At 66.8% G+C, this 14,134-nt stretch carries 13 protein-coding genes; 9 read left to right on the top strand and 4 right to left on the bottom strand.

The genetic code is table 11. The features are described 5' to 3' along the window. Window positions 1-86 precede the first annotated feature (86 nt). The 5 genes from ACWPN8_RS25525 to ACWPN8_RS25505 all read left to right on the top strand — a co-directional run bounded on the left by ACWPN8_RS25525 (window position 87) and on the right by ACWPN8_RS25505 (window position 5,053). Entirely contained in the window at window positions 87-1,010 is a 924-nt protein-coding gene (locus ACWPN8_RS25525) for an AAA family ATPase (RefSeq protein ID WP_492242762.1), read from the top strand. Window positions 1,011-1,017: 7 nt separating this feature from the next. Then, entirely contained in the window at window positions 1,018-2,235 is a 1,218-nt protein-coding gene (locus ACWPN8_RS25520; protein ID WP_492242761.1) for a vWA domain-containing protein, read from the top strand. Then, a complete protein-coding gene (locus ACWPN8_RS25515) occupies window positions 2,232-2,561 on the top strand; it encodes an XdhC family protein (protein WP_174469352.1) in 330 nt (109 codons plus the stop codon). The genes ACWPN8_RS25520 and ACWPN8_RS25515 overlap by 4 nt, the downstream gene beginning before the upstream one ends. After that, entirely contained in the window at window positions 2,558-3,274 is a 717-nt protein-coding gene (locus ACWPN8_RS25510; RefSeq protein ID WP_492242760.1) for an XdhC family protein, read from the top strand. The genes ACWPN8_RS25515 and ACWPN8_RS25510 overlap by 4 nt, the downstream gene beginning before the upstream one ends. A gap of 126 nt (window positions 3,275-3,400) precedes the next feature. Next, window positions 3,401-5,053: an NTP transferase domain-containing protein gene (locus ACWPN8_RS25505; RefSeq protein ID WP_492242759.1), complete on the top strand. Its 1,653-nt coding sequence runs from the start codon at window positions 3,401-3,403 to the stop codon at window positions 5,051-5,053. Here ACWPN8_RS25505 and ACWPN8_RS25500 read toward each other — a convergent pair. After that, window positions 5,010-5,708, bottom strand: a complete 699-nt coding sequence (locus tag ACWPN8_RS25500) for a type 1 glutamine amidotransferase (RefSeq protein WP_492242758.1) — start codon at window positions 5,706-5,708, stop codon at window positions 5,010-5,012. The genes ACWPN8_RS25505 and ACWPN8_RS25500 overlap by 44 nt on opposite strands. A gap of 180 nt (window positions 5,709-5,888) precedes the next feature. Here ACWPN8_RS25500 and ACWPN8_RS25495 point away from each other — a divergent pair, with 180 nt between their 5' ends. The 4 genes from ACWPN8_RS25495 to ACWPN8_RS25480 all read left to right on the top strand — a co-directional run bounded on the left by ACWPN8_RS25495 (window position 5,889) and on the right by ACWPN8_RS25480 (window position 10,374). Beyond that, complete coding sequence (locus ACWPN8_RS25495) at window positions 5,889-7,403, top strand: bifunctional metallophosphatase/5'-nucleotidase (protein ID WP_492242757.1); 1,515 nt, start codon at window positions 5,889-5,891, stop codon at window positions 7,401-7,403. A gap of 121 nt (window positions 7,404-7,524) precedes the next feature. Beyond that, window positions 7,525-8,568 (top strand): hypothetical protein, encoded by a 1,044-nt coding sequence (locus ACWPN8_RS25490; protein ID WP_492242756.1) that lies wholly within the window; start codon window positions 7,525-7,527, stop codon window positions 8,566-8,568. A gap of 5 nt (window positions 8,569-8,573) precedes the next feature. Further along, on the top strand, window positions 8,574-9,572 hold the full coding sequence (locus ACWPN8_RS25485) for a hypothetical protein (protein ID WP_492242755.1): 999 nt from the start codon (window positions 8,574-8,576) through the stop codon (window positions 9,570-9,572). A gap of 79 nt (window positions 9,573-9,651) precedes the next feature. After that, window positions 9,652-10,374, top strand: a complete 723-nt coding sequence (locus ACWPN8_RS25480; protein WP_109447108.1) for a protein tyrosine phosphatase family protein — start codon at window positions 9,652-9,654, stop codon at window positions 10,372-10,374. Between the two features lie 32 nt (window positions 10,375-10,406). On the opposite strand, the gene ACWPN8_RS25475 is transcribed toward ACWPN8_RS25480, so the two are convergent. From ACWPN8_RS25475 to ACWPN8_RS25465, 3 genes are all read right to left on the bottom strand, one after another. Continuing rightward, a complete protein-coding gene (locus tag ACWPN8_RS25475; RefSeq protein ID WP_492242754.1) occupies window positions 10,407-11,063 on the bottom strand; it encodes a YitT family protein in 657 nt (218 codons plus the stop codon). A gap of 234 nt (window positions 11,064-11,297) precedes the next feature. Continuing rightward, window positions 11,298-12,272: a pyridoxal-phosphate dependent enzyme gene (locus ACWPN8_RS25470; RefSeq protein WP_492242753.1), complete on the bottom strand. Its 975-nt coding sequence runs from the start codon at window positions 12,270-12,272 to the stop codon at window positions 11,298-11,300. A gap of 380 nt (window positions 12,273-12,652) precedes the next feature. Beyond that, window positions 12,653-14,092, bottom strand: coding sequence for a sensor domain-containing diguanylate cyclase (locus ACWPN8_RS25465; RefSeq protein WP_492242752.1), 1,440 nt, complete (start codon window positions 14,090-14,092; stop codon window positions 12,653-12,655). Between the last annotated feature and the right edge of the window lie 42 nt (window positions 14,093-14,134).

Genomic DNA, 14,134 nt, shown 5'->3' with positions numbered 1-14,134 from the left:
CGCCCCCCTCACCCGGTCGGCTTCGCCGCCCGACCTCTCCCCAGGGGGGAGAGGCGGATTTGCGGATTGAGCCTTGAAGGTAATTGATGACCGCAGCCCTCCCCGCCTCCGTCGATGACACGCTGGCGCTTCTCACCCGCGGCAATTACGTCGCGGACCGCTCGCTGGCGACAGCACTCTTCCTGGCGCTGAAGCTGAAGCGCCCGCTGTTCCTGGAGGGCGAGGCCGGTGTCGGCAAGACGGAGATCGCCAAGGTCCTGTCGGCGACGCTCGGCCGCAAGCTGCTGCGACTGCAATGCTATGAGGGGTTGGACGCCTCGTCGGCCGTCTATGAATGGAACTATGCCCGCCAGATGATGGAAATCCGGCTGGCGGAGGCGTCCGGCGGGCAGGACCGCAACTCGCTGGCCTCCGACCTGTTCTCCGAGCGCTTCCTGGTTAAGCGGCCGCTGCTCCAGGCGCTTGAGCCGGACATTGCCGGACCGCCGGTGCTGCTGATCGATGAGCTGGACCGCACCGACGAGCCGTTCGAGGCCTATCTGCTGGAAATCCTGTCCGACTATCAGGTCTCGATTCCGGAATTCGGCACCGTCCATGCACCGGAACCGCCCGTCGTCATCCTCACCTCCAACCGTACGCGCGAGATCCACGACGCGTTGAAGCGGCGCTGCTTCTACCATTGGGTCGATTACCCCGGCGCCGCGCGGGAGCGGGAGATTCTGTCGGTCAAGGCGCCGCAGGCCGATGCCCGGCTGGCGGCCCAGGTGGTCGGCTTCGTCCAGACACTGCGCGGCATGGACCTCTACAAGGCGCCGGGTGTGGCCGAAACGCTGGACTGGGCGCAGGCTCTTGTCGAGCTGAACCAGCTGGAGCTTGAGCCCTCCGTCATCAACGACACGCTAGGCACGCTGCTGAAATACCAGGACGACATCGCCCGCATCCAGGGCAGCGAGGCGGCGCGCATCCTGACCCAGGTCAAGACCGAGCTGGCCGCCACCACCGCCCGGTGAGGCTGTCATGACGGACGACGCGCCGGCCGGTCGCCTCACGCTCAATCTGATGCATTTCGCCCGCGCGTTGCGCGCCGCCGGACTGCCGGTCGGGCCGGGCAAGGTCTTGCAAGCGGTGGAGGCGGTGGAGGCGGTCGGGCTGTCAAACCGCACCGACTTCTATTGGGCGCTGCACGCCATCTTCGTGAACCGCCACGACCAGAGCGAGCTGTTCGACCAGGCCTTCCACGTCTTCTGGCGCAATCCAGACATCCTGAAGAAGATGATGTCGCTGATGCTGCCGAAGGTGCGGACGGAGGCGCCGCCCGACCAGCCGGAAATGGCCCAGCGCCTTGCCGAGGCCCTGCACGGCAGCGGCACCGGACAGGAGGAGCCGGAAAAGACGGAGATCGAGATCGATGCCTCCTTCACCGTCTCCACCGCCGAGCGTTTGCAGGACAAGGATTTCGAGAAGATGACGGGGGAGGAGATGGCGCAGGCCAAGCGCCTGCTCGCCCGCCTCGCCCTGCCGCTGGCGGAGGTCACGACGCGGCGCCACCGTTCGGACCCGGCGGGACCGCGGGTGGACCCGCGTACCACGCTGCGGCGGATGCTGCGCAGCGGCGGCGACCTGTCGGACCTTGCCCGCAAGCGCCGCCGCACCCGGCCGCCGCCGCTGGTGGTGCTGTGCGACATCTCCGGTTCGATGACCCGCTATTCGCGGATGCTGCTGCATTTCATGCATGCGGTCACCAACGACCGCGACCGGGTCCACAGCTTCGTCTTCGGCACGCGGCTGACCAACATCACTCGCCACCTGCGGCACAAGGACGTCGATGTGGCGCTGGACGCCGTTTCGGGAGCGGTCGCCGACTGGTCGGGAGGCACCAGGATCGGCACCGCGCTGCACGCCTTCAACCGGACCTGGGCACGCCGGGTGTTGGGCCAGGGCGCGGTGGTTCTTCTCATTACCGACGGGCTGGACAGGGATGCAGGGGAAGGGCTTGCGGCAGAAGCAGAACGGTTGCACAAAAGCTGTCGGCGGCTCGTCTGGCTGAATCCTTTGTTGCGCTGGGAAGGCTTCGCGCCGAAGTCCTCAGGCATCCGGGCGTTGCTGCCGCATGTGGACGATTTTCTCGCGGCCCACAGCCTGAACAGCCTCGCGGATCTGGCCGGCGCCCTGTCGGCCGACGGTCCGCGTCGTAGCCCGGGCTTGCGCCGCTGGTTGAAGGAGGCGGCGGGATGAACGACACCCTGATGGCGGACAACATCGTGGAGCAGGCAGCCGCATGGCGGACAGCCGGCCGCAGGGTGGCCCTGGCGACCGTCGTGTCGACCTGGGGCTCTTCGCCGCGGCCGGTCGGCAGCCAGATGGCGGTCGACGACCGCGGGTCCATGGCCGGCTCCGTGTCCGGCGGCTGCATCGAAAGCGCCGTGGCGCATGAGGCGGCCAAGACGATGGAGGACGGCGAACCGCGTCTGCTGTCCTTCGGCATCACCAACGAAATGGCCTGGGAAGTCGGGCTGGCCTGTGGCGGACAGGTGCAGGTCTATGTCGAGGCCGTGGAATGAAACGCGAAATTCTGGACCGGCTGCTTGCGGCGAAGGCCGACGCAATTCCGGCTGCCCTGGTGACCGATCTTAACAGCGGCCTCCAGACGCTTGTTTTCGAAGACACCGTGCATGGCGGCTTCGGGCTGGAGCCCGACCTGCTGGACGAGGTGCGCCGGCGCATCCGCCAGGACCGGTCCGGCCTGCTGGTCGATCCGCAGGACGAGGACGGCTTCCGGCTGTTCGTCCATGTCCACAACCCGGCCATGAGGCTGCTGATCGTCGGCGCCGTGCACATCGCCCAGGCTCTGGCCCCGGTGGCGGCGCTGACCGGCTATGACGTGACGGTGGTCGACCCGCGCGGCGCCTTCGCCACCGAGGCGCGCTTTCCCGGCGTGAAGCTGAACCATCTTTGGCCGGACGAGGCGCTGGCAGAGCTGAAGCCCGACGTCCGCACCGCCGTGGTCACGCTGACGCACGATCCGAAGCTGGACGACCCGGCGCTGATCGCCGCCTTGCGGTCCCCCGCTTTCTATGTCGGCGCGCTGGGCAGCAAGCGCACCCACGCCCTGCGCCTCGACCGTCTGCGCGACGAGGGGCTGAGCGAAGCCGAGGTCAAGCGCATCCGCGGTCCCGTCGGCCTCTCCATCGGCGCGGTCACCCCGGCGGAGATCGCCATTGCGATCATGGGCCAGATCACCTGCGTGCGGCGGGGAGAGAACCATCCCTGCTGAGGGCTGAGGACCGGGGTGGAGGAGCCATGAACGCCTCCCCCACCCCACACCTTCCGCCCATTGCCCCGCTCCGGCCCGGTCGCCATATCCGTCGGTGAACACCGACCGCGCCCATCCGGAGCCCCCATGTTCTTCGGCCCGCTTCCCCTGTCCGACGCCGAGGGCGCGATTCTCGCCCATTCCCTGCGTCTGGGCTCCATCGCCTTCAAGAAGGGCCGCCGGCTGTCGACCGATGACGTCGAAGCCCTGCGCGAGGCCGGCATCGCCGAGGTGATCGCCGCCAAGCTGTCCGACAGCGACATCGGCGAGGATGCCGCCGCCAACCGCATCGCTGCCGCCGTGGCGGGCGACGCCGTCCAGGTCGCCGCCGCTTTCACCGGCCGGGTCAACCTGTTCGCCGAATTGCACGGCCTGCTGCGGCTTGCCCCATCCCGCATCGACGCGATCAACGAGATCGACGAGAGCGTCACCATCGCCACCTTGCCCGACTTCGCCCCGGTCGAGCCCGGACAGATGCTGGCCACCGTCAAGATCATCCCCTTTGCCGCCCCCGCCGGCGCGGTGGAGCAGGCTGAGCGGATCGCCATGGACGGACCGCCCCCGCTGGCCGTCCTGCCCTACCGTCCGCTGTCGGTGGCGCTGATCCAGACACGGCTTCCGGGGGTGAAGGAGAGCGTTCTCGACAAGACCGTCGCCGTGACGCGGGAGCGGGTCGAGGCCATCGGCGGCACGCTGATCCACGACTCGCGCTGTGCCCATGACGAGGCGGAATTGGCAGCGCAGATCGCCGGGGCACCGACCGCCGACCTGCTGCTGATTGCCGGCGCCTCCGCCATCACCGACCGCCGCGACGTGCTGCCTGCCGCCATCGGGCGGGCCGGCGGCGTGGTGGAACATTTCGGCATGCCCGTCGATCCCGGCAATTTGCTGCTGCTGGCGCGGCGCGACGGTAAACCAGTGCTGGGGCTGCCGGGCTGTGCGCGCTCGCCCAAGCTGAATGGCTTCGACTGGGTGTTGCAGCGCATCGCCGCCGGCATTCCGCCCAGCCGGGCCGAGGTGATGCGGATGGGCGTCGGCGGGCTGCTTGCGGAGATCCCGACACGCCCGCTGCCGCGCGCCGGCGTGGCGACGGAAGCGCCACGGGCGCCGCGCGTCACGGCGCTGGTGCTGGCCGCCGGCCGTTCCAGCCGCATGGGACAGACCAACAAACTGCTGGCGGAGGTCAACGGCGCTCCGCTGGTCGCCCGCGCCGTCGATGCGGCCCTCGCCTCGCAGGCCGCCACCGTGATCGTGGTCACCGGTCATCAGGGGGAGCGTGTGGCGCGGGCGCTGGCCGACCGCCCGGTCACCTTCGTCCACAACCCCGCCTTCGCCGAGGGTCTCAGCAGCTCCCTGCGTGCCGGTTTGGCGGCGATGCCGGGCGACTCTGACGCGGTGGTCGTCTGCCTGGGCGACATGCCGCGGGTGGCGTCCGCCGTGATCGACCGGCTGATCGCCGCCTACAGCCCGCTGGAAGGCCGCGCGATCTGCATCCCGACCACCCACGGCAAGCAGGGCAATCCGGTGCTGTGGGACCGGGCCTTCTTCACCGAAATGGCGGGGCTGAGCGGCGACGCCGGTGCCAAGCGGTTGATCGGCCAGCATGCCGACCGGCTGTGCGAGGTGCCGGTCGACGATGCCGGCATCCTCTACGACGTGGACACCCCCGACCTGCTGGCCCGCTTCGCGGAAACCGTCAGCGCGCCAGATCCAGCCAGCGCCGGGTCATCTCCCGGGTGAATTGCTCCGCCACCGGCAGATGGGTGACGATCGAGTCTTCCAGCCCGTGCAGCATCTCCGCATTGTTCTGCCGCGCCTCTTCCCTGATCCGCGAGGCCCAGCCGCGCAGGATGTCGCCGGTGGCCTCAGGGTGGAACTGGAAGGCATAGGTGGCGCGGCCGAGGCGGAAGGCCTGGCGGTCGCAGGCTTCGCTGTAGGCCAGCGGCACGGCGCCCTCGGGAAACTCGAAGGTGTCGTAATGCCACTGGGCGAGATTCAGTTCGGAACCGAAGCCGCCAAGCAGCGGGTCGTCCTGCGCGCTGTCGGTCAGGCTGACGCGGTGGATGCCCAGTTCCGGAATGGTGTGGCGGTAGACCTTGGCGCCATAGGCGCGGGCCGCCAGCTGCGCGCCCAGGCAGATGCCCATCACCGGCCGGTCGGCTTCGGTGAAGTCGCGGATCGTCTCGATCACCCGGCCGAAATGCGGCCCCTTCTCATCGTCCCAGGCGTCCTGCGGACCGCCCAGCACCACCAGTCCGGCATAGCCGTCCTTGTCGGGGATCGCCTCCCCCTCGTTGGCGGCGATGGTGACGAGGGTGGCGCCGTTGTCTGTCAGCGCATCGCCCACCAGACCGATGGGGGCGGTACGGCTGTTCTGGACGACCAGAATGCGCATGGGTCTGCTCGGCTCGCGTCGTTGGTAAGGCTGTCATGAAGTTGTGAGACCGTTGCGGGCAGAGTTCAAGACACAGCCTTTCCCAACCGCATGCCCCGATGTGCAAAGCCGCTATGCGCCACGATAAAAAGCTGATCTAGAGTGCGTCAGGCACCCTCTTTCCGCCGGAGGTTCGTTCAGATGCTGTCCCGCACCCGTCTCGTCGCAGCACCGCTGTTCGCCATCATGCTCGGCACCGCACTGCCCGCCTGGTCGCAAAGCGGCACGCTGACCTTCCTGCACGTCAACGACGTGTATGAAATCGCGCCGGTGAAGGGACAGGGCGGGTTCGGGCCGCTTATGACGCTGCTGAAGCGCGAACGCGCCGCCGCCCCCGATGCGATCACCACGGTCGGCGGCGATTTCCTGTCGCCCTCGCTGCTGTCCGGCACGACACGCGGTGAGCAGATGATCACGCTGTTCAATGCCATCGGCGTCGATGCAGTGACCTTCGGCAACCATGAATTCGACTTCGGTCCCGACCTGCTGAAGCAGCGCATGGCAGAATCGAAGTTTCCCTGGATCGGCACCAATGTGCGGTCGGCCGACGGCTCCGCCTTCGCCAGCACGGTGCCGAGCTGGACCCGGACCATAGACGGCATCACCGTCGGCTTCCTCGGCCTGATCACCCCCGACACCGCCCGCCTGTCGAGCGCCGGTCCGAGCCTCGACTTCCCGCCGGTGCTGGAGACGGCGGCGGCGGCGGTGAAGGAGTTGCGGGCCAAGGGAGCCTCGGTCGTGGTGGCGCTGACCCACCTGACCATCGAGGAGGACCGCGAACTGGCGTCCAAGGTCAAGGGCATCGACCTGATCCTGGGCGGCCACGACCATGACCCGATCAGCTTCTATGAGGGGTCCACCCTGATCCTGAAGGCCGGGCACGATGCACAGTATCTCGGCGTCGTGAAGCTGGCCGTCGAGACCAAGGATGCCGGCAAGGGTCCGGCGACCACCACCGTCCCGACCGAATGGCGCTTCGTCACCACCGCCGGCGTCGCTCCCGACCCGAAGGTCGAGACAGTGGTGGAGGGCTATACCAAGCGCCTGGACAGCGACTTGGCGGTGGTGATCGGTACGACGACGACGGAGCTCGACAGCCGCAAGGATGTGGTGCGCAGCCGCGAAGCCAGCATGGGCAACCTGATCGCCGACGCCCTGCGCGACACGCTGAAGGCCGACGTCGCCATCACCAACGGCGGCGGCATCCGCGCCGACGCGCTGCATCCCGCCGGGTCCAAGCTGACCCGCAAGGACATCTTCGCCGAATTGCCCTTCGGCAATGTCGGCGTGCTGGTGGACATGTCGGGGCAGGATCTGATCTCCACCCTCGAACACGGCGTCAGCAAGGTGGAGGAGAAGGCCGGCAGATTCCCGCAGGTTTCCGGCCTGACCATGACCTACGACCCGAAGGCGCCGGCCGGGCGGCGGGTGACGTCGATCATGGTCGGCGGCAAGCCGGTGGACCCGCAGGCGACCTACCGCGTCGCCACCAACGATTACATGTTGAAGGGCGGCGACGGCTATGCCGCCTTCCCGCGTTCCAAAGTCATCGTCGATGCGTCGGGCGCGGTGCTGCTGGCAACCATCGTGATGAACTACGTCGAGGCCAAGAAAACGGTGGCCCCGGCGGTGGATGGCAGGATCGTGGCAAAATAACGCAGCAGCCGGGACATTATAGTGCCCTGGGCCGTCACTCCGTTGCGCGTGGCGGCCATTTCCCTTTAGGGTAGCCCGTCCGCCCCGGATCCGCCCTCAGACCAGCGCCCAAGGCCGCCGCATGTCCGACACCCTGACCGCCCGTTCCAACGACTTCGCCCAGACCTTCAACACCGCCCATGGCGAGGCCGGGCTGGGCCGGGTGTCGATCGCGCACATTTTGCAGCGCGTCCAGACCGATCCGAGTTTTCTGTTCAGCCAGGAGTTCCGCCAGGGTGCCGGGCAATGCCCGTTCCATGCCGGCAAGACCGAGGGCGCTGCCGAAGGAACGGCCCCGATCCCGCAGGACGATGCCGACAAGGTGGCCGTCAACAGCCTGCTGGCCCTATTGTTCAACCGGCTGCGCGACCACATCGCAGGCAAGCTGCCTTTCGATGAGGACGGACGGCCAATGCTCCCCATCCCGCCGCGTTCGCCGCACGGGCTCGACCCGGCCGACCGCGACGCCATGGCCGCGGCGGCGCCGGACGTGTTCTGCTCCGTCCTGCGCGACGCCACCTGCCATCTGCTGGATGGGCTGATCACCGGCTGGGCCGTCGATCTGGTGCGGGAGGAGGAGTATTTCCGCTCCCAGGGCTCCGGCGAGATCTCGCTGGAGGCGGCGGCGACCTTCGTCCTGCGCACGGTGCTGGAACATTCGCCGCTCTACCAGCGCGCCGGCTACGACATGCTGTCGATCACCAAGACCGGCAGCCACACCGCCATCCACATCTGCTGGGCGATGGTGGAAGCCGCACCGCTGCTGGTGCCGGGACGGGACGCGGCCTTCTACGACGACCTCGTCCACCGCAGCCTGAAGCAGATCGTGCCGCTGTCGATGTCCAGCCTGGGCATGCTGGTCCATTACATGGAGGAAAGCGGGATCGAACCGCCCGACGGCCTTGCGGTGCACCGGCTGCCCAAGGACCAGAAGGCCTTCATCCTGGACGCCAACGGGCTGATCCGGCTGAATGCCGATCCCATCGTCACCTTCGCCAAGCCGGGCGAGCGCTATTACACCGGCTGCCCAGCCTTCTACACCACCAACCTGATCAAGCTGTATCTCGACATCGTCGCCGGGCTGGCGCTCGACTACTCCGTCTACGACCGCCTGCAGGAGGGCTGAGCCCGATGGCCCGCACCAATGACTTTGCCCTGACTTATGCCGGCGCGCATGAGGATGCCGGGATGACCCGGATCAACCTCGCGCCGATCCTGCACCGCATCGCCGAAGACCCGAACTATCTGCTCAGCGAGGAATTGCTGACGCTGGCCGGCCACTGCCCGGCCCATGCCGACACCCGCAAGGAGGATTTCGAGAAGGTCGCGATCAACACGCTGCTGGGATTCCTCTATTCCGACCTGCGGGAGCACATCATCGCCCGCATGCCGCTGGACGATAACGGGCATCTGCTGCTGGCAACCCCGCCGGAGTCGCCGCATGGGCTGGATTTCGCCGATCCGGACGGGCTGTCCGCCGCCGATCCCGACCGCATGGTCGGCTTCCTTCGCGATTCCGTCTGCCATCTGCTCGACGCCATCATCAAGGATTGGGCGATCAAGGTGATGGTGGAGGAGGACCGCTGCCGGACGGAGGGGACCATCACCGACATGGCCGCCGCCGGCTATGTGCTGGGGCGCGAGTTGCAGAAGTCGGTGCTGCACGGCCCGTCCGGCTACGACATGCTGTCGATCACCAAGACCGGCAGCCACACCGCACTGCATGTCTGCTGGAATCTGGTGGAAGCGGCGCCGCTGCTGCGGCCGGGGCTGGAGGCCGCGGCTTATGACGACCTCGCCCGCCGCAGCCTGAAGCAGGTGCTGCCGCTCGCCATGGGCAGCCTGGGCATGCTGTGCCAATTCATGGCGGCGGGAAAGATCGAGGCCGACGACCATCAGGCCATCCATCCGCTGCGCACCGACCAGTCGGCTTTCCTCTACGATCCGGACAAGGACCTGATCGTGCTCAACACCGACCTGATCGAGCCGACCGCGATGGCGGGGGAACGCCATTACACCGGTTGCCCGGCTTTCTACGCCAACGGCCTGATCAACCTGTACATGGAAATCGTGCTGACGCTGGCCGCCCAATACGGCATGTATGTGCGGATGCAGGACAGGGTGGCCTGACCCTTTTACGCGATGGTGGTTCTTGACGGAACGGCGACCATGCCTATGTTGGCGTTCCGTCAGAGTCGGAAGGTTTGAGTTGGCGAAGAAAAGCACCCTGCGGGCGGTCACCACCACCGCGCTTGCCGATGCGATCAAGCGCAGCCGAAGCCGCATGGCGACGCCATGGCAGCGTGCGCTCGGCCATCTGGAAGCCGTATTCATCGACCATGCCTGTTTCCGGCTGATCTATTCCAACACCTACCGCATCTCGCCCAACATGTACCGGGCGAGCCAGCCCTCGCCCTCGCACATCGCGGCGGCGGCGCGCAACGGGGTCAAGTCGATCCTGAACCTGCGCGGCTCGCGCGATTGTGCCTCCTACATCCTGGAGGCGGAGGCCTGCCGCGCCCATGGGCTGGAACTGGTCGATTTCCCGGTGAACTCGCGTGACATGCCGAAGAAGGAAACCCTTCTGAAGGCGCGCGAACTGTTCAAGACGATGACCTATCCGGCGCTGATGCACTGCAAGTCGGGCGCCGACCGCGCCGGCTTCATGTCGACGCTGTATCTGTTCGCCCATGAAGGCCAGCCGCTCGAACAGGCGATGAAGCAGCTGTCCTGGAAATACGGCCACTTCAAGCAGGCGAAGACCGGCATCCTCGACTACTTCTTCGAGCTGTACGCCGCCTACAACCAGAAGCGCCCCATCGCTTTCTGGGATTGGGTCGAGCGCGTCTATGATCCGGTGGAAGCCAAGGCGAGCTTCCGGTCGCGCGAATGGGCCGACGCGGTGGTCGACCGGGTGCTGGGCCGCGAATAGAGCGGCCCGTCCCCCAGGCGTACCAAATCCGTTCAGCGGGCGACGTACCAGTCGGCGCGGTGGTTGAAGGCGACGAAGGCGTTCAGCACCGCAGCCCCCAGGATGGACACCAGCAGCGCCGGCCAATCGAGCACGAAGGCCGCGGCCGAGAACACCGCCAGATCGAACAGCGACTGCAGCCAACCGGCGCGGAAGCCGGTCTTCTCCTGCAGGTAGAAGGCAAGGATGCCGACCCCGCCACCGCTGGCCCCATGGCGGAACAGGGCGATGACGCCGATCCCGACGCAGAAGCCCGCCAGCACCGCCGCGACATAGGGGTTGATGGCGCTGAAGCTCATCATCGTCGGCAGCAGGCCGGACAGCAGGGCGATGCCGGTCACCGCGATCAGCGACTTGACCGTAAAGCCGATGCCGATGCGTGCCAGCGCAAGAAAATAGAAGGGAAGATTGACCAGAAAGAACAGAGTTCCGAAATCGATGCCGGTTGCATAAGAAATCACAAAGGCGAGCCCGGCCGCCTGTCCGGTGACCAGGCCGGCGGCATGAAGAATGGCAATCCCGAAGGATGTCATGACAATGCCGAACAGTTGTCCTTGCAAATTATCAAAGACACTGTGTGCCGCCTTCGGGCGTTCGTAAGTGACAGATGCAGGGGATGACGAAATGGTCGAGGCGGAATTGTTCGTCATGCCAGCTACCCCTCGGTGTCGCCTGTGTGTTTACAGGCGACGACCAATATAGGTCATTTCTGCTGACCTATCCATACTTCGCTTCGGTGAAGAGACGAGGTATGCGATTTGCGGGGGGATGGCTGATGCGATGGTCCTTTGGTGCCAGCCCGTCCTCCTCCCAACCTTTTGCCAGGACGGCGTTGGATGGGGAAAGAGGACAGGTGGCCGAGCCGATTGATGAGTGACCGAAATTCACGCCGCCAGCGTCTTTGCCAGCGTGTCGCCATCGACGTTGCGGCCGGACAGAACCGCCACCGTCCGTCCGGTCCGTCCCAGCCGGCCGCCGAGCACCGCGGCGATCCCCGCAGCCCCGGCTCCCTCGGCAACCACGCCGAAAGAACGGTGCAGAGCCCTCATTGCCGCGGCGATCTCCGCCTCCTCGACCTCGACCACCCGGTCGACCAGGGTGTTCACGATTGCCTGGGGCAGCTTGCCGAGCGCATGGACGTTGATGCCGTCGGCCAGCGTCGGACCGCCCCGCCGGGCCAGGCGCACGCCGATCACCCGCACCCACGGGTTCTGCGCCTTCACCGCGGCGGCCACCCCGGCCAGCAGGCCGCCGCCGCCGACCGGAACCACCACCGTGTCGACATCCGGCCGGTCGGCCAGGATCTCCAGTCCGACGGTTCCCTGCCCGGCGATCACGTCGGGATCGTCATAAGGGTGAAGGAAGGTCAGCCGGCGTTCAGCGGCAAGTTCCAGCGCCCTGCCCTTCGCCTCGCCGACCGTGGCGCCGTGCAGCACCACCTCGGCGCCCAGTTCCGCGGTGCGCTCCACCTTGCAGCGCGGGGCCGTCTCGGGCATCACGATGGTGGCCCGCACCCCCAGCCGGGCGGCATGCAGCGCCACCCCCTGGGCATGGTTGCCGGCCGACATCGCCACCACGCCGCCGGCCCGTTCCGGTGCCGTCAGCCGCAGCAGGCGGTTCAGCGCGCCGCGCTCCTTGAAGGCGCCGGTGGCCTGGAACACCTCCGCCTTCAGCCACAGATCCCGGCCCAGCGTCGGCGCATGCAGCAGCGGCGTGCGGACGATCTGGCCGGACAGCCGCTTGGCGGCATCCGTCACCGCCGAAAACGGCAGCCATGCCGGCAGGCGGTCTTCAAGGGATCGGTGGAGGGGAGCGCAGACGGAAAGGGTGCGCGCGGCATCGGCTTGCGCGGTGAACATCGCGAAGATCCTTGGCGAACGAATTTTTGGGTAAGTCGGGCGTGCCCCGGACCGCCTCAGCGGACCGGGAGAATAATTCGCGCCGAGCCACACATTCGCTCGCCGAAACGGACGCCAAAAGACGGCACCGCAGCAGCGGTCAAAGCCTTGGACCTGTCATGAACCGGATTGAGGGTTCCGGGAACCACATGGTGCAGCGACACGCCACACACTCCACACGACCATTAAACACGAAGACGGCAACTCTCCGACGCTTCAGAGCGCCGGGCCGGTAATTCGCATTCGCATGGTGTCGGTGGTGTTCATGGGATCTGGATACCCGTTGTTGCAGCGGCGGTCAAGCCGTCATCGTTCAAATTGTCGCAGGTCGATACCCTGCTTCACATCACCTCGACCCGGTTCCGCCCGAGCGCCTTGGCGCGATAGAGCGCCTGATCGGCCCGCCCAAGCACGCTTTCCACTGTATCTCCCAGCGTCCGCACCTCGGTCAGACCGAAGCTTCCGGTCAGCTGGAAGTTCCGGCCATCCGGCAGCTCGATTGCCAGCGCGGCGAGGCCGCTGCGCAGCCGCTCCGCGATGGCCACACCGTCGGCTTGCGAACTGTCCGGCAGCAGGATGGCGAATTCCTCTCCACCGATGCGGCCGATCTGGTCGGTCGCGCGCATCTGGCCGCGGATCACCTCGACCACCCGGCGAATCGCGATGTCGCCGGCGCCATGGCCCATCTCGTCATTGATGCGCTTGAAATGGTCGATGTCGAGCATGATCAGGCAAGCCATGCCGGCGGCCTGACGCCCTTCCATGACAACATCCCGCCCGGTCAGCAGACGCTCCAGAAGCTCCAGAATATGCCGGCGGTTGTGGGCGCCGCTCAGCGGGTCGGTGGTGGCGAGGCGCTGGAGTTCGCGCTCCATCCGCCGCCGCTCCGTGATGTCGGTGGCGATGGCGATCACGCCCGTCGCGGCACCGTCCGGCGAGGTCAGCGGACGCTTCACCACCAGCAACTCACGCACATCGCCACCCGGCCCGGCAACGCTGGTTTCGAAGGAAAAGGCGCCTGTGCCGAACGAAGCCTGTTCCGGGAGAACTTGGCCAGGAAGCTCCTGATCCTCGGATGACCATTCGGTGCCGTCGGCGGCGTTCGGAAACAGCTCGCGGAAGGCACGGTTGCACAGGGCATAGCGGCCGGCCGAGTCCTTGTACCAGACCGGGCTCGGCATCAGCTCCACCAGATTCTCGATGAAGCGGCGCTGCTCGTCGGCCAGAGCGGTCTGCCGTTCCAGCTCCGCCGTGCGCTCGGCGACGCGATGCTCCAGCGATTGGTTCAGCGTCTCGATGGTGACCAGATCACACCAGCCGCGCACGGCGCTGACCAGGCTGGTGAACAGCTTCTGGGCGGTCAGCTCCGCCTTGCTTTTGTAATCGTTGATGTCATAGGCGACGATGGCATCGCGTTCCGGCGCCTGTCCGGGCTGGCCGGTGCGCAGGATGATGCGGATGTGGCGGTTGCCCAGGTCGCGCCGGATGTGATGGACCAGGCGCAAGCCCGCATCCTGCGTTTCCATCACAACGTCGAGAAGGACCACGGGCAGGTCCGGCCGTTCGGCCAGGATCGTCCGCGCCTCCGCTGCGGAAAAAGCGCTGACGATGGCGAAGCGGCGGCCCTGGAACTCGAAATCGTTCAGCAGCACGCGCGTCATCGCATGCACCTGCTCGTCGTCATCGACCACCAGCACCGGCCAAGGCACGGCCGTCGTCGTCAGCCGCGCCGACACCGTGTCGGCTTCGTCATCCTCGAACATCAGATCATCGGGCGACATGTCACCTGCCGGGAATTGCCCAGTTGAGGGTTGCATAAACCT

The sequence above is a fragment of the Azospirillum sp. UENF 112521 genome, from assembly GCF_058780665.1.
This window is presented reverse-complemented; position numbering and strand designations above follow the sequence as displayed.